Origin of the sequence: Thalassotalea ponticola, assembly GCF_041379045.1 — a bacterium.
GTDB lineage: Bacteria > Pseudomonadota > Gammaproteobacteria > Enterobacterales > Alteromonadaceae > Thalassotalea_A > Thalassotalea_A ponticola.
Map to the genome: position 1 here is coordinate 2,703,300 of NZ_CP166871.1, position 23,645 is coordinate 2,726,944.

The 23,645-nt window shown below is 39.6% G+C and carries 22 protein-coding genes, 1 tRNA gene and 1 pseudogene; 7 read left to right on the forward strand and 17 right to left on the reverse strand.

Features of this window, described 5'->3' with window-relative positions:
• Positions 1-132: 132 nt before the first annotated feature.
• On the reverse strand, positions 133-672 hold the full coding sequence (locus tag ACAY30_RS11750) for a hypothetical protein (RefSeq protein ID WP_290251611.1): 540 nt from the start codon (positions 670-672) through the stop codon (positions 133-135).
• A 995-nt stretch (positions 673-1,667) separates the two neighbouring features.
• On the opposite strand from ACAY30_RS11750, the gene ACAY30_RS11755 reads away from it, so the two are divergent.
• Positions 1,668-2,240: a recombinase family protein gene (locus ACAY30_RS11755; RefSeq protein ID WP_290251610.1), complete on the forward strand. Its 573-nt coding sequence runs from the start codon at positions 1,668-1,670 to the stop codon at positions 2,238-2,240.
• 253 nt (positions 2,241-2,493) lie between these two features.
• Here ACAY30_RS11755 and ACAY30_RS11760 read toward each other — a convergent pair whose 3' ends face one another.
• The 8 genes from ACAY30_RS11760 to ACAY30_RS11795 form a co-directional block, all read right to left on the reverse strand.
• The gene (locus tag ACAY30_RS11760; protein WP_290251609.1) at positions 2,494-2,817 is read right to left on the reverse strand and encodes a hypothetical protein; all 324 of its coding nucleotides are present in this window, start codon (positions 2,815-2,817) and stop codon (positions 2,494-2,496) included.
• 110 nt (positions 2,818-2,927) lie between these two features.
• Positions 2,928-3,299, reverse strand: a complete 372-nt coding sequence (locus tag ACAY30_RS11765) for a hypothetical protein (protein WP_290251608.1) — start codon at positions 3,297-3,299, stop codon at positions 2,928-2,930.
• A gap of 55 nt (positions 3,300-3,354) precedes the next feature.
• Positions 3,355-3,948 carry a hypothetical protein gene (locus ACAY30_RS11770; RefSeq protein ID WP_290251607.1) on the reverse strand — a complete coding sequence of 198 codons (594 nt, stop codon included), beginning with the start codon at positions 3,946-3,948 and terminating at the stop codon, positions 3,355-3,357.
• 173 nt (positions 3,949-4,121) lie between these two features.
• Positions 4,122-4,694, reverse strand: a complete 573-nt coding sequence (locus tag ACAY30_RS11775; RefSeq protein WP_290251606.1) for a hypothetical protein — start codon at positions 4,692-4,694, stop codon at positions 4,122-4,124.
• A gap of 80 nt (positions 4,695-4,774) precedes the next feature.
• On the reverse strand, positions 4,775-5,092 hold the full coding sequence (locus ACAY30_RS11780) for a hypothetical protein (protein WP_290251605.1): 318 nt from the start codon (positions 5,090-5,092) through the stop codon (positions 4,775-4,777).
• A 71-nt stretch (positions 5,093-5,163) separates the two neighbouring features.
• Entirely contained in the window at positions 5,164-5,463 is a 300-nt protein-coding gene (locus ACAY30_RS11785; RefSeq protein WP_371189822.1) for a hypothetical protein, read from the reverse strand.
• Positions 5,464-5,620: 157 nt separating this feature from the next.
• Positions 5,621-5,914 carry a hypothetical protein gene (locus tag ACAY30_RS11790; protein WP_290252680.1) on the reverse strand — a complete coding sequence of 98 codons (294 nt, stop codon included), beginning with the start codon at positions 5,912-5,914 and terminating at the stop codon, positions 5,621-5,623.
• 542 nt (positions 5,915-6,456) lie between these two features.
• The gene (locus ACAY30_RS11795; RefSeq protein ID WP_290252172.1) at positions 6,457-6,879 is read right to left on the reverse strand and encodes a hypothetical protein; all 423 of its coding nucleotides are present in this window, start codon (positions 6,877-6,879) and stop codon (positions 6,457-6,459) included.
• Positions 6,880-6,984: 105 nt separating this feature from the next.
• On the opposite strand from ACAY30_RS11795, the gene ACAY30_RS11800 reads away from it, so the two are divergent.
• Positions 6,985-8,010 (forward strand): IS110 family transposase, encoded by a 1,026-nt coding sequence (locus ACAY30_RS11800; protein WP_371189921.1) that lies wholly within the window; start codon positions 6,985-6,987, stop codon positions 8,008-8,010.
• Between the two features lie 368 nt (positions 8,011-8,378).
• On the opposite strand, the gene ACAY30_RS11805 is transcribed toward ACAY30_RS11800, so the two are convergent.
• The 4 genes from ACAY30_RS11805 to ACAY30_RS11820 all read right to left on the reverse strand — a co-directional run bounded on the left by ACAY30_RS11805 (position 8,379) and on the right by ACAY30_RS11820 (position 11,259).
• The gene (locus ACAY30_RS11805; protein ID WP_371189922.1) at positions 8,379-8,747 is read right to left on the reverse strand and encodes a hypothetical protein; all 369 of its coding nucleotides are present in this window, start codon (positions 8,745-8,747) and stop codon (positions 8,379-8,381) included.
• Between the two features lie 206 nt (positions 8,748-8,953).
• The gene (locus tag ACAY30_RS11810; protein WP_290251621.1) at positions 8,954-9,412 is read right to left on the reverse strand and encodes a hypothetical protein; all 459 of its coding nucleotides are present in this window, start codon (positions 9,410-9,412) and stop codon (positions 8,954-8,956) included.
• A gap of 207 nt (positions 9,413-9,619) precedes the next feature.
• A complete protein-coding gene (locus tag ACAY30_RS11815) occupies positions 9,620-10,858 on the reverse strand; it encodes a Y-family DNA polymerase (protein WP_290251622.1) in 1,239 nt (412 codons plus the stop codon).
• The gene (locus tag ACAY30_RS11820; protein ID WP_290251623.1) at positions 10,855-11,259 is read right to left on the reverse strand and encodes a LexA family transcriptional regulator; all 405 of its coding nucleotides are present in this window, start codon (positions 11,257-11,259) and stop codon (positions 10,855-10,857) included. The genes ACAY30_RS11815 and ACAY30_RS11820 overlap by 4 nt, the downstream gene beginning before the upstream one ends.
• A 360-nt stretch (positions 11,260-11,619) precedes the next feature.
• On the opposite strand from ACAY30_RS11820, the gene ACAY30_RS11825 reads away from it, so the two are divergent.
• A complete protein-coding gene (locus ACAY30_RS11825) occupies positions 11,620-11,850 on the forward strand; it encodes a hypothetical protein (RefSeq protein ID WP_290251624.1) in 231 nt (76 codons plus the stop codon).
• 272 nt (positions 11,851-12,122) lie between these two features.
• Here ACAY30_RS11825 and ACAY30_RS11830 read toward each other — a convergent pair whose 3' ends face one another.
• The gene (locus ACAY30_RS11830; protein WP_290251625.1) at positions 12,123-15,668 is read right to left on the reverse strand and encodes a DUF4020 domain-containing protein; all 3,546 of its coding nucleotides are present in this window, start codon (positions 15,666-15,668) and stop codon (positions 12,123-12,125) included.
• Between the two features lie 129 nt (positions 15,669-15,797).
• Positions 15,798-16,046, reverse strand: a complete 249-nt coding sequence (locus tag ACAY30_RS11835; protein ID WP_290251626.1) for a hypothetical protein — start codon at positions 16,044-16,046, stop codon at positions 15,798-15,800.
• A 329-nt stretch (positions 16,047-16,375) separates the two neighbouring features.
• Between ACAY30_RS11835 and ACAY30_RS11840 the strand changes: the two genes are divergently transcribed.
• Positions 16,376-17,761, forward strand: a complete 1,386-nt coding sequence (locus ACAY30_RS11840; RefSeq protein ID WP_371189923.1) for a lyase family protein — start codon at positions 16,376-16,378, stop codon at positions 17,759-17,761.
• A gap of 553 nt (positions 17,762-18,314) precedes the next feature.
• On the opposite strand, the gene ACAY30_RS11845 is transcribed toward ACAY30_RS11840, so the two are convergent.
• Positions 18,315-18,482: a hypothetical protein gene (locus ACAY30_RS11845; protein WP_290251033.1), complete on the reverse strand. Its 168-nt coding sequence runs from the start codon at positions 18,480-18,482 to the stop codon at positions 18,315-18,317.
• 511 nt (positions 18,483-18,993) lie between these two features.
• On the opposite strand from ACAY30_RS11845, the gene ACAY30_RS11850 reads away from it, so the two are divergent.
• A complete protein-coding gene (locus tag ACAY30_RS11850; protein ID WP_290251032.1) occupies positions 18,994-20,862 on the forward strand; it encodes a site-specific integrase in 1,869 nt (622 codons plus the stop codon).
• Positions 20,840-21,733, forward strand: a pseudogene (locus tag ACAY30_RS11855) (tyrosine-type recombinase/integrase); the annotation flags it as partial. The gene ACAY30_RS11850 and the pseudogene ACAY30_RS11855, both read left to right, overlap by 23 nt.
• Positions 21,734-22,010: 277 nt before the next feature.
• Here the strand turns inward: ACAY30_RS11855 and ACAY30_RS11860 are convergent.
• Positions 22,011-22,097, reverse strand: a tRNA-Leu gene (locus ACAY30_RS11860).
• Positions 22,098-22,561: 464 nt separating this feature from the next.
• On the opposite strand from ACAY30_RS11860, the gene ACAY30_RS11865 reads away from it, so the two are divergent.
• Positions 22,562-23,131 carry a DUF4136 domain-containing protein gene (locus ACAY30_RS11865; RefSeq protein WP_290251031.1) on the forward strand — a complete coding sequence of 190 codons (570 nt, stop codon included), beginning with the start codon at positions 22,562-22,564 and terminating at the stop codon, positions 23,129-23,131.
• The last annotated feature ends 514 nt before the right edge of the window (positions 23,132-23,645 follow it).

Genomic DNA, 23,645 nt, shown 5'->3' on the forward strand with positions numbered 1-23,645 from the left:
TCTTATCTTAGTATAAAAAGCTTCTGAAGTTGGTAGCTCAAAAGCTGACTACATATGAACCTAATTTTTCTAATCACAGCTCGATAGTATAGCCATACTTATCAATAGATTGTCCCGTCTTTACTCTAAGATTTACCAATCGTCATTGATACCGCCAGATGAGAATGAATCATTGAACGAGTCGCTGAATGAGTCGGTTGTTCCAAAAGAATCAAAGGCATTAGAGCTGCTTGAAGAGCACGAAAAGTCATTAAGCAGATCCAATGAGGAGCAATGTGAACTCAAGTCATCTGAGTGTCGATCCGTGCCATAAGGGTTTCCTTCTACGTCTACACCACCAATTCCACCTATCATTGGTAGACCATTAGCAGGATTAATTTGCATTGAGTCTTGGTAATCATTATGTGTACCTACCATGTTATTACTTGAAATATCATTTAAGCTATTTGTCATATTTAGGTCATCACTATTGAAAAATGACGTTCCATAATCAGTAGAAGATTTGATATTGGCACTTGGCCCTGTTGTTGCTGAGTAACTACTTGAGCGGTCCGAAAGTGAACCAACTAAAAAAAACATAACGACAGCGAGTGGTAATAATATCAACCAGCCGATAGACCCAAATAAACTTAATGCCAAAATTGTTGTAGTCAATCCAATAAATAATTTCATAACGACTCCTTATTTTTAATAAGCCATTATTCTGGATCAATAGTCCGCGTTCGTCAGGATCACAAGTTTGTCTTCTAACGATGGTTCCAACTTGCGTTTGATAACTGACTGTGATGAAAATCATAACAGTTAAAAAAGCTATAAGACTTCTCTTGGGATTTTCTAGTTATGTTGTCGCTTAAAGGCATTTATTGAAGAGTACTTGGCTTGTTTAAAGCCAAAAATAAACTCACGTTTGTAGGAAAAAGGTAATAACAATACGCTTTATCGTGTTTGGTTAACCCTTTTGATTTTATTAGCTGTGCTTGCATAGTTTGTTTGTTACTGGTTACAATTAGGTGTGTCAAAACAAGGAGTACAAGTCAATGACGCGCTATGATAATTCATATAAAACAACTACCTTACCAGTGGTGCTTTGTATTGTGGTTAGTTTTGTTTCGTATCATATGAAAGTCATCTCAGGAGATGAAAACTACCTAATCATTGCTCTGTATTTTTGGGTGGCCACTCTCTATGGATATGGAGAGTATGAAAGGCGTCATAAAGATAGCCCGCCAAAGTACCCTATTTTGACAGCCCAATTTTTGTGTTTGACATACGTGCCCTGTTTAGTAATTCGCAAGTTGATAGGTAAGAAGTAGCGATTCTTTTGTTTGAGGCTCCAGTAAGGGGCTTTTTTATATCTCGCGTTTTGTATCTTTCAACATTTTTTCATTCAAATTCAGTCTCAGGGGTTAGTTTTTCTAACTTATACTGTCGATCAAAGACACCTTTTTAGGAATTCTGCATTAACATATAAACGGAAAAGCGCGTTAAAATCTCGCACTCAATCAGATCACGTCTCCTATTCCCCTCTCCAGCTATTGTCCAAAAAGGTGTACCTTTCTGGACAGCTTTCAAATCTGCGGTAACGTTGTTCAAAAAGTATTGATTCGGCTTTCGTGTACTGTACACGTTTAGCCTCAATACTTAATGAACAGTAAAGGATACCTACGATGAAAATTGGTTACGCCCGCGTCAGCAGCAACGATCAAGATCTACAACTTCAGATCGATCAACTTATGCGCTTAGGATGCGATAAAGTCTTCGCGGAAAAAGTGTCTGGAAAGTCACTAAATAGACCTAAGCTGAACGAGCTCATGAGCTTTGCCCGAGAAGGCGATACCATAATAGTCACCAAAACCGACCGTCTGGCAAGAAATACCATTGATGCCCTCAACATTGCCCAACAATTAAAGAAAGCAGCCATAGGTCTCAAGCTACTAGATCTAGGTGATATCGATATCAACAGCGATCTTGGCCATGTTATATTCACCGTCATGTCGACATTTGCTGAGCTTGAACGAAAGCGCATAAACCAACGCCGGCAAGAAGGCCAAGATAAAGCGAGAGCTGAAGGTAAGCACCTTGGTAGATATAAAAATACGGAGCTTAGAGCGCGCATTGAAAAGCTACTAAAATCTGGCCTCTCCAAGCACAGCATAGCTAAGCAACTGAATTGCAGCAGAACAACCGTGTACAGTGTTGCGAAGGAACTAGTATTAAAAACAGCTAAGCGACCGACATAATATCTTGAGAAGAATAAATCCCACTAGGCGACAACAACCTTGTCCCAAACTCATATGAAATGGCCTTTTTTTGCCATTAGCTGAAGTAAGAAAATAAGCACCGTCATTTCGGCGGAGGACGCAACCTCCAGCCGTTTCGAAGTGCCTCTGAGAGGCCGTTTTGTGCCATTAGCTGACCGTTAGCAATTGCTAATATACGATAAATTTTGAGGGCTAAAGCAATAGTATATTGTTGTAAAAAAACTATTCGCAATTAACTGAAGAAAGGGCTGAACAGCGACGCCAAATAAAAGATAGGAACAAGACTGTAAGCCAATAAACAGCCTGTAAAGCACACTTTTAAGTCTGCTATCTCATGACCATGCTTCGCCATTTTGAAGCCAACATAACTTGGGACAGGGTATGTAAGCATGATAAAGACAATAACCCAGTTCGCTATATTTTTGTCTGAACCAGGTGCGTCAAAAATAAAAACTGACATAAACAAGGAAACTGGCCAAGCTATTATCGCGATAGCTGGTACTACTGCTAAAACCAATAACGGTATTGATAATGGATGGCTATGAGTTGGTTGCATGATTCCTTGCTCTATGTCTCTAGCTCGCTCACAGCAGCCGTTAGCTACTGACCATTAATCAATAACTTACGCTATTTAGCCGACAGGCGCAAATGTGCCATAAGCGGAAATTAAGTACCGTATTTTATTTGAACCATTACTGCGATGCAGGATAAATAAATTATAAATATTGAAATAAAGGAGAAGAAATAAGTTAACTCTACTTTTCTGTTAAAACTTAATAATTGTAGAGTGTCGTTGTTTTGAACGTTTTCCCATCTCGATTTCGAAATGTAGAATTTCGCTTTCTTTATTGAAGTATTGATATCGTTATTCAAAATCCCTCTTTTCGAAAAATATTCAGGGTAAGCTTTTTCATTGTCATCCCTCATTTTATCTGCGATTTTTTTGCGATTAGCAAGAGATAAAATACCAGTAATAATCATCACAACAAATAAACATCCGATAATAATTTCTGCTATTTCAAGGTAAGCTTCGCCCATTTACAACTCCATTTTATAGGTAATAATCTATTTCTGCTTTTCGCTCTTTTCGTTCCTAGAATAAAGCGTTAGGCTGGATAAAAACAACACCTTCCTGAGTAATTTTCATTCTCCCATTCATATCCTTATCATGCCAAGTACCTTTACCCATTTTCAAAGAAGTCACTGTTTCAGAATGGACAGTCATAGTGCTCATTACATGGCCAGCCTGCTTACGCATTGTCTCATCAATCGCATCTATTGGCATCGCTTCGGGATATTCAAGCTGTTCGATTTCCACATCTTGTTCTGTTGTTTTAACTTGCCAATATTCTGACTCAGTTATCCAAAGCTGATAGGTACTGGGGTATTTATTACCTGAGGGTGTCTCTACTGATGCAATAGATAAGATTCCGCCCCCTACAGGAACTTCCATTTTTGCACGCGAGTTTTTATATAGCTGAAAGCCTCTATCAAGTGAAACTTGAGGATTCGATGAGCTTTCTTGCTCGATGACTTCGGCAGATTTTGAATCCTGAAATTCTGGAGATTTATTTTGGCTATTGATTACCAAAGGAATAAGAACCTGTATGCCGATATAAGCAATCAGCAAAAAAGCGATAGAAAATCCACTCCCAAATACAAGCCCACTTAAAAACTTTTTGAACACAACATTACTTCCTTGTATGAATACATCAGTTTATTTGAATGACTGTAGATCGCTCGCAGCAGCCGTTCGCCACTGGATCTATTAATCAATAACTTACGCTACAACTGCGACCGACGCAAACGTGCCACTAGCGGGCAATAAGCAAATTCTTTTTAAATAGAATATAAACAAAGCTATTTAGTGATATAAGTGTCTATAGAGCTAACTCGTAATTGCTCTAACCAATTATCTCTTTTCTCCATGACCTCTGTGAAATCAACTTCTTCTGAAAAAGGAATTCGATGAGAATAGAATATTGACTTAACGGAGTTTTCATCATCCCTATAGAATCTATTCACTACGTATTCATAGTGCGATTTATCTGGAGCAAGTAATAGCATTCTTAAATAGACCTCTTCCAATGTTGCCACATCGTCAGGGGCTAATATGTCAGGCTTCATTGCGAATAAAGGTTTAACACTTTTGAAGTAACTTGGTAAGACTTCTTTTAGAGCTTTTTTATTATCGTATTTTCTTACCGTAATCATCTTAGACCAAGCAGAAACCGACTCATCCTTTTGCACGAGTTCGACCGTTGAAACCCCCGCTTCTACCTTTTTCCACGCTTCGCAATAATCTTGTTTATCAAACTGAAAACAGTTATCAGCAAAAGACGATTGAGATATAAGTATGGAAACGATAAGTAAAGTCCATTTCATAATAATTCCTGTCAAAGTAATAAATTTAAATGTCTGTAAATCGCTCATTCCAGTCCCTGATCGTTAACCTAAAATTACCGGATTGCACCGACCGACGCAAACTTGTCACAAGCAACAGAACACTATAGCTATTGAACCACGTTGATATTTAGGGATTCGATTTCTTTAATAGTTTCAAATACCACTTTATGTGTCGCCTCTTTATCAGCTTGAATCATGACCGCTACTGATTCACAAGTATGCATAAGCAGTTTTTGTTTCTGATAAAGTAGCTCTTTAGAAAATTTAGATTTCCCAATTGATACTTTGTTATCAGCCGAGATTGAAACGAATATATGACCCTGCTTAACTGAACCTGAACATGCACTCACATCGGTAGTTCGATCACCACAGCCTACTACGCTGAACAAACAGAGTATGAAGATATTTAGGCTAGCTTTTTTCATAAAACTTCCTTGTTACATCTTTCCAGTTCACCGAAAATGAAGGTCTCTAGATCGCTCAAAGCAGCCCATTATTAGGCTTTTGATTTTCCCCAAGGAAGTGACTTAGATATTTTTAATCCTTGGTAATTACAATTGATAAAAAACTCAAACTTTATAAGTTTGTCGTCAACGTTAATCTTGCCAATGGCCTCGTTACAGTCGTTTGTAAAAAACGTATAACGCAAAACATCATCAACAGTAATTTTTGTTCCTTCAGGTAAATTTGCTATTAACCTACCCTGGTGACAGCAATCGCTTTGCCTTACCAATGAAACATTATAAAAGCCAAAGTTACCCTCGGACTGTTCATATAAAGCCATATCTTCAGTCAACTCAAATTCGCCGCCAACATAATTCGAATAATGGTTAGATAAGCTTTGGGAATTTACAGCGCAAGAAATGCATAAACTCGAAAACAATAATATGATTAGTATCCGCATTAGATCCCTCGACCTATCTTTACACGTCCGTTTATCGCTCAAACCAGAATTATTGAGCTTTATATTTATCGAAGACTTTGAACAGTAAAAAATAGCCTAAAAGCTGAATTGGCCACAGTTCAAAACCTAATATGTTAAAAGTTGAATCGATATACTTTCTAATAGCCAGATATATTGTCGCTGGCCACCAAATCAGTCGAGCAACAACCATTTCCAGTTGATAATACCACTCAATTTCTATAGCTGTGTCGGCACTCATTGCGGCGTGCAGAAAAAGGAAAAAGCCAGCAAAAGATAATACTAATATCGCAATAAATCTTTTTATCCATTTTGGCTGGAGCATTAACAGAATATCCTTTTAATGTTTAATTTACGGCTCGTAACCAACTTCAGCTTATCGCTCGCAACAGCCATTCGCTACTGACCATTAATCAATAACTTACGCTATTTAACCGACAGGCGCAAATGTGCCATTTATTAGCTTGTTAGGTATACAATGCCTCTAATGCTATTGCAATGAATTCTATTAAAGCAGCAGAAAAAGCCAAAGTTAAATACGAAGCCCAATATGCTCTTTGATAAAACCTAACCTTTCGAGGTTCGACAAACATCTGATTTTCATGATGCTCTTTCAGCTTACCAAATATAACTACTGGTAATGTTAGAATCCAAAGCAATAACACCCAAACAATATCAGTAGCCCAATATGCGATTAATGGTATTAAAACCAAAAAGATATTGGATATCATAAAATATTGACACTTACTCGAAACATTAACGCGTATACCTAGCGCCGCAAACAGGGGCCGCAACGCAGGCGCGAAGCGCCGGAGTGGAGGTCCCGGCCGTGCAGCGGCCCTTGCTGGTTTGCTTTGTTAAATGTGCTCAATTTCGAACCACTCTCAGTTTTTGGGCAGTAATTACACTAAGCTCGTGTTCGTTGAGAGATCCTTTTACTTCGCGAACCTGATAAGAATCATCGCTATATTCTAGTGCGATCATTCTTGAATCTTTAGGATCATCTGATCTTTCAATGATATAAAAAGGATACCCCAACAAAATAACTTTATGGTCCCCCTTTAGTGGTATCAGTGAGGACCTCCAGCACATAACCGCAGATGTGCTGTCTTTGACGCCTGATGGAAGCTCAATTGCTCCCTTGCGGGCTTGATCAATAACACTGAAACCTTCTAGTTCGGTAAATTTCCCGTCCTTTGTTTGTACGCCGCACATATATTCAGTTGTATCTGCTTGTGCGGAAAGTGAAATAAATAAAAATAAATATATTGCCCGTTTTATCATGTTCATATCGGAGCTTCTTGTACATTTAACGAATGATATGGACTCCCCTACATAACGGCATCAATGTGCCATATTGATTGTGCAAACATTCAATTAAAGAGGAGAGTCCATATGTCCTTAATTAAAGTTGTTGGCATTGATTTAGCCAAATCTGTTTTTAGTATCCACGGTGTTGATGAGCATGACAAGTGTAAATTACGTAAAACTATCAAAAGAAACAAACTGTTAGAGGAAATCGCAAAACTTCCACCGTGCATTATTGGTATGGAAGCGTGTTCTGGCTCTCACTATTGGGCAAGAGAATTTTCGAAGTTTGGTCATGATGTTCGTATCATGGCATCGAAGTTTGTTATTCCTTATCGTCAAAACGAAAAGAACGACGCCAATGATGCGGAAGCTATCTGTGAAGCCGTTAGCCGTCCTAAAACACGATTTGTAACCATCAAAAGTGAAGAGCAACAAGCCGTCCTTTGCTTGCATCGTATTCGACAAGGAGCTATCAAAGACAGAACGGCATTAATCAATCGTCTACGTGGATTATTAGCAGAGTTTGGTATTGTTATGCCTAAGGGGCGATATCCAGCACAAAATGCCATTTCCAGTATTTTGGAGGATGCTGAAAATGGCTTACCAGTACTCGCTAGGGAATTACTACACGACCTTTGGCAAAACATTAAAATGTTAAATCAAGAAATACTCAAGCATGATAGAAAGCTATATCAATTAGCTAATCAAATGAACGCTGCAAAACGGTTAATGACCATACCAGGCGTCGGTGAAATTACGGCAACTGCAGTCGTTGCCACAGTCAATGATGCAAAAGACTTCGATACGAGTCGTGCCTTTAGTGCATGGATAGGCTTAGTGCCTAAGCAATACACCACAGGCGGCGTAGCAAGGCTGGGGCGAATCAGCAAGCGAGGTGAAAAACATATTCGAACCTCATTAATTCATGGTGCCCGAGCCGTTATTGCTAACTGCAAAAACAAAACAGACCGCACCAGTCTATGGGTTAAAGACCTCATAGAAAGACGCGGCTTCAAACGAGCGACAGTTGCATTAGCGGCTAAAAATGCACGCCTCATTTGGGCACTACTACGCAGTGAAAAAGAATACCAGATTGATTATGTGAAATAGACAAGTTTGAAGTAAAGAACGGTTAACCCCACCGAGTCTTAGCACTAGCAATTGACGATAACACGGTCAGACCGAGAGCATAAAAGCCTGTTTATTCGGGAAGAGATAAAAACTCTGTTTAACGAATGAGGCCATGCTCAAGCGCAAATCATCAGGGCGATAGCACAAGCTGTTACGGCAGTATGCTAATAAACGCCGAATGTAGAGCTGCTGTCAGATCTTCTTGTTATCCAGGATAGCTATTGCTTGACAAAGGGGAGTCCATGTAGCCCGCATAAGGGGCTAAGTAATGCTTGCTAAAATGTGCAGCGAAGCGGAACCGAGCAAGCTTTACGTGTCCCGTGCTTAATGCGCTTGTTAGGAGTACTTTACAACAACCCCATAAAATATTGTATTGGTGGCACAGAAACCAATAAACAGCCCAAAGCCAGCAACCACTTCTTACTTGGAGGGTAAAAAAGCGTTTTACTAACACCTGCCAAGCCTTTAAAAAAAATACACATATTGGTTTTGAAATACGCTAATAAACATATGCAACCAAGAAAAACAGCATAGATTACAGAAAGCAGAGTTTTTTCAGGGGTTAGGAACCAAGGCGGAATAAAAACTAAAGCAGTCAATAAAATGCTTATAGCTTTATTTTCACCTTCTGAATTCTGGAGTCCTGATTTCCATATAATAACCAAAATAGTGGTTACTATTATTAGGGCAAACCAGTGCCCAAATATGAACTCCATTTCAGTACTCCTAACAGTTGTAATAAGTGGAAATATCCATGAAATACGGAATTATTCCACGTTTTATTTAATGATAATTATCGGTATTACTAGAACGACCGTTGTTCGCTCTTTTCAGCCCGTGGGCTTTTGATTACATTACGTTAATTCATTGAACGGTTCAACAGTGCCAATAGCCACCAGTAGTAAACACGCAGATTACTTTGTTAGCGGTGAAAGAAACTTGCATATTTAACCTTATTATCACCTACTATGCCTTTAATGTTTTCGGTGAAAGCCTCCATGTTATTAATACCTTCAATCTTTTCTAAGGAACCTGATGATGGAAAAAGCAATATCGATATAGGCTGTTTTTTTCTGGTTTGAATAACTACCTTTTTTACGGATGTTAGTAAGAATTTACTTTCGAATTCAGGACCTGAAATCACCAAGTTTGAACCATCAAAACCAAATCGTATCATTCTGGAAGTTTCTACCCAGCTCTGCATTCCTTTATATGCTTGCCAAGCCATACCCAAGAATATTAAACCAATAAACATTCCGTAATTTTTCGTTGAAACACCAATTAATGCAAGAACTAAAGCTACAGTAGTAAACATAACTACCGCTGTAACCATACCTCTCTTTCGTTTTTTTAAGTATTCTTCAGATAATTGGTATTTCATAATTTACCGCTAACAGCTTAATAAATAGAAAGCACCTACATTAGCTGTGTAAAATCTAGGTCTTGAAGAGGGTAGCGACTGTCGCCTAATCGCTCTCAGCGGCCGCCGACGGCCACTTTATCCTTACATTAATTTACCGATTAATAAACCAAAGTCAAAGTAAATACATGCCTAAACCCTCATGGATAGGAGCAACATCCATTAGCTTTAGCACTTTATTCGCGGTATATCATGCCAACGCGTTGTGTAATGCGGTGATAAATACTCTCGCCGCATGTGCAACTTTGTTTGTTTCGTTGAAGCGGTGTGCAATGCGCCGGCGCCGTAGCGCTGATTAATGGCATCAATGCAGGCCATCAATGTCGGGTTGTCATGATTTGTACTTAACAGATCTGTTTGGATAAAACCCGTTTGCAACTCAACAGCCCCCACGCCGCAACGAATAAAGTCAACACCCTCCATAAAAACGCTAGCCAGCCCCCGACGAATCGCATTATTAATCACCAGCGTATCATTTGAAGGATTTACTAAGTCGATAGATAACGTTTTCGCATAATGACTTTCCTTAAACGGAGAGGACGCGGCAAACATTATTAATCGTTTAACGTATGAGCCTTGCTGCCTAGCTTTATAGGCGACAGTTGCACCATGTGTTGCAAAGGCACTCGCTAATTGATCGATATCTCGAATAGGCTCACCAAACGAACGAGTACTAAAGATTTGTTGCTTGGGTGCCTTAACATCTTCCCAATCTAAAGCTTTTAAACCGTTCAGTTCATTGACAGTGCGTTCAAGCACTACAGAGAATTGTTTACGGATATCTTTAGGTGACTGTTGTGATAAATCCAATGCACTAGTCAGATTTAATAATTTTAGTTTTCTCGATAATCTGCGACCAACGCCCCAAACATCAGAAAGTTCCATTTTCGATAAAACTTGAATACGATGCTGCTCATCATCAATCACACAAACACCTCGGTAACCATCCATTCGCTTAGAAGCGTGATTGGCTGCTTTGGCAAGCGTAGCCGTATTGGCTATGCCGACACCAACAGGTAGCTTCACTTCACGCCAAACAGCTTTGCGAATTTCCAAAGCAACACTTTGATGGTCGGCATCGTCAGGTAGGGTAATAAAGCTTTCATCGATACTGTAAATGTGTTGTCGTTGCGCAAAGCGCCCTATTACGGTCATCATGCGTTCTGATAAGTCAGCATACAGCTCATAATTACTCGAACGGATGACAACGCCAGCTTGATCTAAAAACTTACGAAGTTTAAATAAAGGTTCAAATTTAGGGACACCTAACGCTCGTGCTATCGGGCACATTGCCACGATACAGCCGTCGTTGTTGCTCACACAAACCACCGGCTTATTGCGTATCTTAGGATCAAAAACCTTTTCACAAGCACTGTAAAAGCCAGTTGCATCGATAAGACCTATCACGCCTTTAGCTCCCTTGGTTGCCGGTGTAATCGTATCGACGAAACGACAACACCTTCAATTGAAAAGCTATCTTCTGAGGTAACGGTTACCGGTGCATAATGAGCTGAGGCTGACAGTAATTGCGCTTTTTCCTTATGAATAATTTTGCATACGAATTCACCGTTAAAGGCAGCAACAATCACATCCCCAGTATGAACGTCAACAGAACGATCAACAATCAGCAAGTCACCGTCAAAAATGCCGACCTGCTCCATCGAACGACCTTGTGCTATGCCAATAAAGGTGGCGTTAGGATGCATGATAAGCAAACTATCTAACGATAGCCCTATCTCTTTATACTCCGTAGCAGGACTCTCAAAGCCAGTTATCCCAGCTTGAATATAGTAAGGACAAACTTTCATTTAATTAAATACTGTATACATATACAGCAATAATATACCAGCAACACTATAACTAACAAGTTCAAATTAATCAGAGGTAAAAATGTAAGCCGTTATCGCCAACGAGATCCTCCGACAGTTCATCGTCTAAATGGAGTTCATGTTTGGTTATATTGTGCGTACCGCTAAAAATAGATATACGAAGATTTTTGAATCGCACGAACGGACACTCAAGAACTGACCTGAAAGCCACACCTTTTGGAGTAGGTAAATATCCTCCTCGTCTGCATACGAAACAATGCTACTACTTAACTCGACTTTCTAGACAGAAGAAGGATTTGCGTGAAGATAAGAATGTTATTAATCACTTAAGGAGAACGAATGAATAACATAGCAAGTATCGATTTTACTGTTAACGCAGTTAAGAATTGTCTAAAAAAAGGGCTTTTAAACGCCGGCGTTATTAACTTAAATGATCATATCGCCGCGTATTCAGAGGGCATAAGAATGTTGGTCGACGATGCCATGGAAGGCAACACACTGACAAAAACTGACGCAATAAAGCTCGCTGATAAACTTGCTTCAAAAATATTAACTAACCAAGGTTTCTAATACGCATAGGAGAAAAGTTAAACATTAACTCTGTTTTATACATTACTGTTACAATAGCTTGAACAGCCAAAAACAGAGTTAGTGTTCTATGGTCTGTCGTACCAAGACCACGAAATAGGCCAGTGAGTTAAACAAATTTTAGCCCAGCTTTGCTGATCTCGAAAGCTAAAGCTCATGGGAACTACTTAGAAGATGCGCTGGTATTAAAAATGCCCCCTCACACGCTAACCCTCTTCAATAGAGTGAGAAACTAAGAATTACTGAAAAATCACTTAGTCACTTAAAGTTTTGCCAGCTAGAGTGGTGCTTTTGCTAAAGCAAAGTTTATCCTGACCAGTGCTTATTAGTGCCTGGTTAAGCTGTTCTAGGATATCCTCACTAACCTCACTTGTATTTATCTTCAATAGAAGACCATCAAGGCCGAAAAATTCAGAATATACCTCTTTGGCTTTCAAGAGGTATGTGATCAATTTAGCCAGAGAGTTCGAGTGATGCACAGCCCAATCTTTATTATTGAGACTATAAACCAGATGAGAGTGACGTAGATCAGGAGCAGGCATTTGAATAGCAACCTCAACTAACTCATCAAAAAGCTCTGGAATACTTCCCAGCAGTCCTAACATAGCTCCTGCCTCTTGTGCATCAAGAGGAAGTGGCCTTCCATTAATACGATTCAACCAATAATCTTTCAACCAGTTTCTCCAAACCGCTACTCGAGCTTCAGCAGGTTTACCAGAAAGGTGACTATATAATTTTCTGGCTACTATGCTTCTATGTCCGGCTGATAAGTTATTCAATATTTGGGGTAACCACTCAATATGTGGATCTTCAATATGCCAGAATGCGACTGCAACATAGTGATCAATAAAAATATCTTCTTTCCCAGGTAATATTTCAAAAAGTCGCTCTCGCATTTTCTCAAAATAAGGTTTTACACTCGCGAATGAAGCTGCTTGAATGCCACCGCTAGTAAATAGCCCATCCCAAGCTTGCTTTGCTTGATCAACACTAGGATTGAGCAAAGGTAATAAACGCTCAATAGTCCACTGAGCATTTACGTGATATAGAAAATTGATTTGCCTACTCACAAGTGGAATCGTATAGATTGTTTTTGGATTTTCGGTATTAACCAACGCGCTGATCTGATCAAGATACTCAGTATACTGACTTTCTTGACCTAACTTCACTATAATATCTAATGCTGAGATCCAATAACTTGCAATTTCACCTTCTAGTGTATTAATAGATTGGGTAATCCAGTCTATAGTATCTCCTGATAGAGGCGCTTGCGATAAACTACAGCTCTTCCATATATTCAGCACTACTCCGTTAGCTTTATGATGTACTTCACTTAACGAGTCGAATGCATCGCATTTCAGATGCCCCTCTAGAGCTTTTACAACTGCCCGAGGATGATGCTGATAAAGCCCTGGCAATGAAAGTATGGATATGACTTGGTGAATGGAACTATCATCACTTGGCCATTTGTTAAATGATGCGATTAAGCTGGGCCAAAGATCATTTTCCCAATCTTTAATGTTTTCTAGATAGAGGCAAAATTTCAAAGCCCATGTAGGTTGCTCAATGGCAGCTTGTTGCACTACTTGAATGAGGTGCCAACGATCGAAGTGAGCAGATTGCTGAGGCTTAAATTTTTTTATTTCTTCAAACCAATCGTTAGTTTGCTTGCCTAAGAGTTCGGTAACACTCCAAGGGCTATTTAAATCATTAGAGGCCAAAATGCTCGAATGCCACATATTAAGGTCTGGATATTCTCGTGCTGTCAGATCAGGATATTTCCTTTTTAAAGCGTTCATTTGGATTTTCAGCAACTCGCAGTTTTCGTCAGCTTGATGTAAAACATACAGCCATTGCCAACTTTCAAACGCTTGTTGTTCGGCATTTAAGTCTTCTTTAGAGCTATTAGATTTTAAAATTGTATGAATTAGTTGATGTCGGTCTGCCCCTCCTAGGTTCGGGTAGAGTTCACGTATCAATTCAAATATTTCATGCCTCAAATCTGATTTATCAATTCCACATTGCTGTCCCCAATTTAACTTGGTTGCCGCACTTAAGTATTTATTTTTCCTCAGGCCATGAACAGCTATGCGAGATACTAAAACATTATCTGACTCAAGGTGCTCAATACACCAACGTGTAGCCCAAGCTGGATCAGTATCAATACATGCCTCGATACAGTCTCTCATTGCATGAATAACTACATCAATAGCTCTTCTATCACTATCCTGCTCATGCTCTTCAATGGCAGAGCGTGACCAACTATCAATTCTCGTCGCGGAAATTCTTTTCATCCAGACACTTCGACTTTCTAAAGTATCCTTAAACCATAAGCAGCCTTTATTGAGTAGATCTTTGCAAATAAATTGTATTTCTGGTTTAAGTAACTTTTGCCAGACTTCGTTTAAATTCCAATGCGGTGAATGTATATCAAGCTCAACTTTCCATATAGGATCTTTGTTGGCGCTTGAGTAGTCTATTCCTTGATTTATACGAACATAACGTTTAGCTAATTTAAAAAACAGTCTAAGTACGTGATACCTCATACCTGACTTTGAGGCTTCAGTTGCTAAAAATTGTAGGCCATGTATGTTAGGATGATGAGGGCAAAGGTGAAGTAGCAAATCAATCCATTGCTTAAGTTGTGAAACATTTTCACTTGTATGGATTGTTCGCACTAGGTTAAACCAAAGCCTGCTGCTGATCTGATGACGCTCCTTTGCAATCAACTCAAATAAAACTTCCGGTTTACTGCAAACAAACGTATTAAGAAGCCAACTTTCAAAACAGAGTGAAATTTCATCAACATTCTCTCTGCGAAACAAAGGTTCCAAGACTTTTTGTTCATACAACCAAAAAGCCCATTTTTCAGATGACGCTTTTGACGTAAAGTATCTAACTTTTGAAATATCCTTTAAAGCATGTTGAATAGTATGCTCTGCAACAATATCAAGCGGCCCATCTTGTTCAGCAATAAAGCCTATATGGGTCTGCCAATCACTAGGCTGACGAGATAAGAATTCTGCTAATTTAAGGGTGCACAAATCTAACTTTGTATAGTCGCCAACATCCTGCTGTGGAAAATATACAGGCGTTATACCCAGACTGCGCCATTTTGATTGATTTCTTTCTTGAGATTTACCCTCTAAGGCAAACCGCTTTCCTTGTGCCTTATCAGGTAATGCTCGGGCTAAATAGCTCATTACCACATCATCATGGCTATAGCCGACAAAGAGCACAGTATAGGCTTCAAACATCTTAACCAAAAATCGACTTGCCCAACCATCTGCCAAATAAGCTTTACCAAAACCACGATCAGTAATGATGATACTTTTAGGGTGAGTGTTTGCACCATGAATATGAACAATACCTTCAAAATCATCGCCAATTGGTAGCGCTGGTGCAGTAAATATTTCGGGCTTAGTTGACCACAGTAAGTCTGCTGCATCAGTGAAAAGAGGGTCGAAATTCGTCGTAACAATTCTCACTTTTTCACTTGAAGGGAAAAGGTTTAACAAATGTTGGTGTAAATATTTAGGTTTACTATTAATTTCTTCCAAGGAACTTATTGCTGCTTTTTGAATAACAAGTTCTTCTGGAGATAAGCTACCAAGAAACTGATCTAGCGGTTTTTTTGGTTCCTTACCAAATCCATTTGCAATATCTCCGGCCAGTTGCTCAAAACTAGGTAAATTAGCAGGAGCCCCCATCGAAACACCTGCACCAGCAAAAATAACCAGTTTACCTTCAATTGCCGCATCAACTAATTGAGATGGAAAGTCCACTTCTCCAAGAATCATAGGTACTTCTTCCTTGCTCTGATTTTTAAATAATTAGCCTGTCATATTAACAACAAAATGTTTTAAACGATAACAGTAAAAGCATGTTTTATATTATAAAATATCATTTTCAACTGACCATAACATCTCCTAGAGTCTCGTTTGGTCATAGTCTTTTAAGCTCAGTATTAGCAAATAAACAATCGTTAATTCGGTATCGGCGGTACGATTCTTTTCAACGACATCTTTCAGCGTTACGGCTTTATCCAGTAGCTTTTTAGTCCAAGCTTGAGCCTTTCGTTTACTTATATCTAGGTGCTCTAGGTCATCGTACTTAAAGATGCCTGAAATAAATAATGTTGCGATAACGTCTTTATGGAATTGGCTAATTTCTTTCATGAGTAAGTTCTCTGCTCTTTTTGATGTAAGAGCAATCTAGCGCACTTAATAAGTCTACAAAGCTTAAAAAAGGCTCGAATTCCGTCTAATTTTAAAGTATTCAAAATAGTCGACGTTAAGTGACGTTAGTTTTTTATTGGCTTTTCCTGTCCCTTGCGTGACTACACGGTGAAACGCACAGATGGTTGGTAGCATTATACGATACGGTACAATATTGACCTGTTGGTAATATCACCTCCCCTGTTAAGCAAAGTTATACTGGTAACAACATTGACTGATAGTGCGTTGGCTATAATGAGGTGACAATCACCTAATAACCGAGATAGTCCATGGACGAGTTACCATCGCCGATACTTTGGGGTAAACAAACAACACTATCATTAAAGTATTTTGATATTGGTGAGCACAAGTTTTCATCCGATTTCATCTATGCATTGGTTGAAATAAAACGTGCTTGCGCTGCCGTAAACTACGAGCTAAATGTTTTATCAGTATCGCAAATGCAAGCGATAGTTAAAGCGTGTGACGAGGTATTAGCCGGAAGCTTTAACGAACAGTTTCCCTTACGAGTCTGGCAAACTGGCTCTGGTACGCAAACGAACATGAACGTCAACGAAGTACTTGCCACAATAGCAAATCAGTTGTCTCAAAGCGGAGACACCGATAACGCTCATTGCAATGTGGAGCTGTTACATCCGAATGACCACATCAACCGTTCACAGTCGTCTAACGATGTTTTTCCAACAGCCATGCACATTGTTGTTAGTCAATGGACAGAAAGAAAGTTACTCCCCGCAATTAACGTATTGCAACGGCAACTGCGATTGAAACAGCGCGAATTTACCCGTGAATATTCTGTCGCGCGAACTCACTTAATGGATGCTATACCCATCGATGCAGGTGCCCTATTATCAGCCTTTGACAGTCAACTTGAATTGTCAGAAGTAGCAATAACGGATAGCTTGCAATATGTCTATCGGCTGGCCATTGGTGGTACTGCTGTTGGCTCTGGTGCTAATGCACCAAAGGCATTTGGCAAGATGGTCACCCACAAGCTTGCAGAACGTTTACAGCTCCCTTTTAAACAAGATGAAAATCTTTATGCTGCGGTGAGTGGCGAAGATGCCATGATCCGCTACAGCGGTGCGTTAAAGCAATTAGCTTCAGCCTTGTTGAAAATAGCTAATGATTTTCGCCTGCTGGGTAGTGGGCCTCGGTGTGGTTTAAATGAGTGGAAGCTACCCGCCAACGAACCTGGCAGCTCAATAATGCCAGGGAAAGTAAATCCAACTCAGTGCGAAGCTCTGAGCATGGTGTGTTTTCAAGTCTTCGGTAATGACCTTACAACGTCTCTAGCGGGCGCCAACGGTCAGTTACAACTTAACGCCTGTCGGCCGGTAATTATTCATAATGTGATGGAAAGTATCTCATTGCTAACCGATGCCATATTATCGTTTGCACACAATGCAGTTATGGGATTGGAACTCAACAGCGAACAAGTACAGCATAATATGCAGAAAAACTTATCTGTTATTACCTTACTTACCGAACAGTTAGGCTATGACATGGCGGCGAAAATCGTTCAAAAAGCACAGCATGACAATACCTCTTTAGCACTATCCGCTGAGTCACTTGGGGTATGTTCAGTAACAGAGTTTGAACTGTTGATAACAACCAAGCTTAAAGAGCAAAAGCTTAGCGATAATACGAACTGATAACCATGAATTGATACGCCACTTCTCGTCCTACATAGTTACTCAGATACAACGGGTCAGATTTAATTAACACACATTACCAGTAAAGCTTGCCTCGATTGCTAGCGAGCCGTTTGTAAAGCTGGTAATGAGAATATATAAACTGAGTTAACTCGCTCGATTTACTGGCTAGGTGTGTCGCTTCAAATGACTCAACGAAAGAGCATCAACGAGATAAAGTTTTGATCTGATGTTGTCTCACTGAGACTGTGTTCCCTGTTGCTCACGAAAACTGTATTAGAACATAGCTAAATGCTACCGCTTGTTTCGTTGCAGCCATGAGATATTGGGTGACTAAAAAATTAACTTACTCGCTCTTTCACGCTAATATAATTAACACATATACATTAACGAGGTAATTTAAGTATGAGTATCGAGCTTTTATGGTTATTACCGACAGCGGTTATTACTCTCGGGATAATTTACAAAGTGGTGAAGCTGAAGTATTACTAAATCCTTTTGTTTGACCAAACGTTAACTTTTTACTTAATTTGTAAAACTTTCTCTCTGGAGATTATTCTAGATTACCGCGAAAGCCATTATCAGCGTCCTTTAAAAGGGCTGTCATCCATCGTTTTATCATTTGCTCCGAAATACCTAATGACGACAACTCCTCTATTGAAACGACATCGGTTAGCAAGAGTAATACGAAAATTGAACGTTGTGCTGCATTTGTTCTCATGAGTGCCTCAGTGTTGATTAATGACAGCACTATCGTATAACGCTTTGGAGCGCGCCTTGATTCAAAACAGAGGTTTTACGGCCCGCCTTTTTACCCCTTATTAATTACTCGCCGGATACCGACACAACTATTTATCGAAAATATACCACCAATTATTCTGCGTATTATTCCTCGCAGGAAATGCGTTTTTCTGCGGTAACGCCCATTGTTATATTTGCAGCAAAGTCTGCAATACCTCGCAGGTTTTACTGCATGAAGCAAAAAACTGCTAACAATAGCTTAATCAAATCTCTGCGAGTTCTCGCAGAAGTCTCTGCAAGATAAAAAAATAGAAAGTTGTCATTTAATGAAAAGTCTGCGAGAACTCGCGGGTATTGCTAATACCCATAAAACTTTCACTACTCCATCAAGGGGAATTTAGACTCCCCAAATTTAGCTAAAAAACGTGCGCTAGAAAATTTTTTATCGAATGCTTCGCGAATAATTGAGGGAAAAAGATCACGACGGTATCGTGGCAAGCAAATATTTTAGATTATCTTTTTTAATGGCATTTTTTACTCTTAATCAAGCTGCTGAACTCCTTGGTGCCCCGGCACCGTGGTTGCTATCGGCTATTGAAAGTAAACAAATGTCTGCATGGAAACCGGTTGGTTGTGATGAATATCAAGTTTGTGCCGCTAACTTAGCCGAGCTATATAATGTCGATGTTGCTGAAATGCTAACTCAATTAGAATGGCAGCAAAATAAAATACCCCAGCAAAAGACCAGTAACGTGCAATCTAATGATAGGGGCAGTCAATGCACTCCTGCCGATAATGGCCAGGTACCCAATCATGTTATCGCTCCTAACGCTCACGATTCATTATTAGAATCGGAGAACGTTCTAATAACAGCTAATGCTAACGGAAATGGTGCAGATAACGGCGATGCAAACAAGACTATAGCTAGCGAACAACAAAATGAACACCCTTTAGCAAGCGACGAAAGTATTAACGACAGCAACACCAATACACTGTCAGAAACGAGCCTGCATAGCTCTGAGTTACATACTGATGCTAAAGGCGGTAAGGCACATTCTCACCTATTAGCCGAAGATCCAATAACAGTCGTCAAAAATAACATCGATAAATATAAAGAATACGTGAAATTTCGAACTTCTCAGCGCAAAGCTTTTGATGATTATGCGGAAAATAACGTTAAAGGTATTCCAGATTACGTCACGGCATACAATTTAAAAATAACGACAAGCAATGGCCGAAATTTAACCCTAGATACCAGAAAGAATAGCCTCCCTATGCTCAAGAAACTATTCCCTAGTGGTCGGAAAAGCTTAGGAACCAAATGTGAAAATGAGGCTATCAACATCGCCAACAAGATAATTTATGAGGGACTTTTGGAGCATGGCTACTCAACCATTGAAAAGACTAAAGAATCCGATTTATGGCATCACTGCTTTAAAGATACGTACTTAAAAAATAAAGTAGCGAAGAATAAAACCATGTCTGACATGCAATCAAAGCTATCGTTTTGGTTTTATGTATTGAGCCCGATTTCTCCTGAACAAATAGACCGCTCGATGATATTGTTAATTTGTGATCACCTAATGGATAAGCATGGTATGCAAGGGTCGACTATTAGTGGGTATTTTACCGAATTACGAAAGGTGCTAACGTACGCACATGAACGAGGGTTAATAAAGTCTGAACTCAACATACCTTACCTGAAGAGTAATCAGCGCGGACTTATTATGGTAAAGCAACTTACTATGGCTTTATTTATTAAGATCTATGCACGTAATAAAAGCGAAAAAGTACTTCTCTGGCTACTTTGGCTAACCGGCCTGCGCGTAGATATGATAATAAGCCTGACTGTAGAACAAATTGACTTTAAAGAGAGAGTGATTACCTATGCTCCTGACAAAAACAAGTCACAGAAATTTATATCTATCCCTATCAGTAAGTTGACGGCAAGGTTACTCCAATCACAATGGAAAAGTATAGGTGCGCCTGTATCAGGCTATATATTCCCCGGTCTCAAAATCGATTACAAAAGATCCAAAAAAGCTGCTGAACAAGCAGGCTTAGGAAAGGAATTTGTGCCACATCACCTGAGACACAACGCTGTTAGAGTGTATTTAGATGCCGGAATTTCTGTAGAAGACATAAAGGTCATTTGTGGCTGGACATGCTCTGAGTCTATGAAAAGATACATGCACAACCATATCCCTAAAACGGCTAAAGATAGTTTAGATGAAGTCAGATGCAATCGCCCCATCAATAAGGAGGAAAATCTGGACAATCATGTTTCTCATATTACTGTGACAGGTAACAACAACAGTGTAGAGATAAATCAGAGTAATGCTTTACAAAAAAAAGAATAGTAAGTATTGGTACACGAAATTTGAACTAACTCACAATGGCGTTAGGAAACGTTTTCATAAAAGCACGAAGGAAACGAAAAAGTCAGAAGCCGAGAAAATTGAATTGGCTTTAAAGCAGCAAGCCTGGGAACGGCTTATCAATCCAGAACGAACGCAATACAGGTGCTCTGACGCCCTGCCTATTTACTTACAATCGAAGCAATCCAATAGAACCCTAGCCGAGAAGAAAACCAAGCTTGAGTGGTGGCTAAAGAAACTCGACAACTGCCCTATCAAAGCTATCACGTCGCAGACTTTATTATCGATTTTAAGTCATAAGCAAGGCATAGCCGTTGCCACACGAAATCGGTATTTATCTGAGATAAAAGCCTTTCTCAATTTTTGCTACCGCGATCTGGAGTGGATTGATAAAGTCCCAAACATACGGCTCATCAAAGAGCCTCCGAGAGACTTTTATAAACTCGACGGCACCGACATTAAAAGATTACTCCACGCCAGCCCTGATTATTTAAAACCCGTAATATTATTCGCGCTTTTTACCGGTTTTAGACGAAGTAATATATTAAACCTATGCTGGCGTAACATCGACTTTAATACAGGGCAAGTTTACATCAGTAGCAGTGAACACAAATCTAAAAGCAGTGTGGCAACACCATTATCGGACGACGCAATACGATTATTAAAAGCGATCTACCACAATAATAGCCCTTATGTATTTCTCAACTCACGTAATAACCCAATCAAGGATATCAAACATTACATGTGGAAACGTATCGTCAAAAAGGCCGGACTAGAAGGATTTCGATTTCATGATCTGCGTCATAACTGGTGTCATCAACACCTCAATGCACAAACACCGCTGATGGCGCTTAAAGAACTTGGTGGTTGGAAAACATTAGAAATGGTTCAACGATATGCTCACCCGAATGAAAGTTACTTAAAAGCTCACGTTAACAACGTGCATGCAAAGCAAGTTATTCAAGATGAAATTAATGCGCTTACTGTGGCAAAGAAAAGTGTGTCAAAAACGGGAGAAAAGTCAGAGTGTGGCAAAAAATCGTCACACTTGGAGGTTGTCACTGAGGACTACGTGATAATTGGGGAACCCCAAAAACTAAAAAACCTGCTTAAAATCAGCAGGTTAATTATGGTACCGGAAGCCGGACTTGAACCGGCACGCCCGCAAAGGCAACGGATTTTGAATCCGTCGTGTCTACCAATTCCACCACTCCGGCAACACGTGCATCAACGTTTCGTTGATGTTTGGCATTATAGGCAAGAAATTTTTTGGCGCAAGTGTTTTTATTACCTAGCGCTATCAAACGAACATTTTTTCAACGATTTTAAATTTGGTAAGCAAATTTAGCAGGTCAAATTGGCGATACAGTCGTTGTGACAACAAAGCATTGCGGTCTTTTACATTTGGATAACGGAATTGATTGGGCTTAGGGAGTACTATTACTGCAAGTTAACTTTTCATAGTTTTCCTCCCTGAAATGCTGTATTCGCCTCGCTCTTTAGCGAGGCTTTTTTTTGCCTTCTCTCCCCTCGCTGTTTACAGATAATGTCTTAGACTCTTATACACGTCATATCTCTGTCAAAACATTACCCAGATAAGCGCTATACTAAGCATTAGTTAGACTTACGCCAGCATAGCAATTAAGGCGTATATTCAATAAGGCGCCAATAAGGGTAATATATGAACGCTTATCACTCGAAGCAAACGCACTACATCAGAGTCAGTTTGATTGTATTTATTATGCTTTTATTGGGTGCATGTAGCTCGTCAAAAAGCAATATTGATTATGATGTAAATACCGATTTCAACGCCATTAACAGTTTTCAATTTTCAAGCTCAACTAAGGTCACCAATCTAGCTTTGGATGATTTAACCGAGCAACGGGTAAAGAATGCCATTGCAGATGAGCTAGCCAACAAAGCTCTGTTAGAAAGTTCGGATGGTGCAGACGTACAAGTCAGCTTTTTTCTCAGTGAGCAACAAAAGGAAAATAACTCATCGTTCAGCATTGGCTTAGGAGGCAGTACTGGCGGTCGAGTATCAACAGGTATTGGCCTTGGCACAACGTTCCCTATCGGTGACAGGGTTGATACACTGACGAACTTAACAATTGAATTTTATCGAAATGGCAAACTCATTTGGCGTGGTTTTGACGAGTTAGATTTCGGCAAAAATGCATCGCCAGACAAGCGTACTGAGGCTATCAATAAAACTGTAGCCAACATTTTAACCAAGTACCCACCTAGCTAAAGGTACCACTAACGCTGAAGGTGAATAGATATAGCTAGCTTGCGGTTCGATTGTGGACGTATCTGGTCGGTGCTATAAACAATACCACGCTACACAGACAGGCTTTAAAGTAATAAGGAGTATATTTCTTATTACTTTAAGCTTTATTGATATAATCGCAAAACCGCCAATCGTAAAACTATATTTACACCCATAGTAAGTCGCAAGTGCTATTGTTTATCTATTAGGTTATTTATCTCGCCCTTAAAAGCCCTATGGCTCAGATGTTTAGATGTGTTATGTAATATGTGTGGTTCGCAGCCGCTACAATGATCAACCCTATTTCGATTTACTCCCCCTCTTGATTGGCAATCACAGACTCTGCTAGTTTTTCGCTTTAAATGGGCAAAATATTATTTTTTAACGAGGAAAATTGTTACCATAGCGCACTGCGCTGGTCTGTCCATGCCCGTAACCAAGCCGTTGTGTTAAGGCGCTAAATTGAGCCCTTATATCAAGCGGCGTGTGAATACCA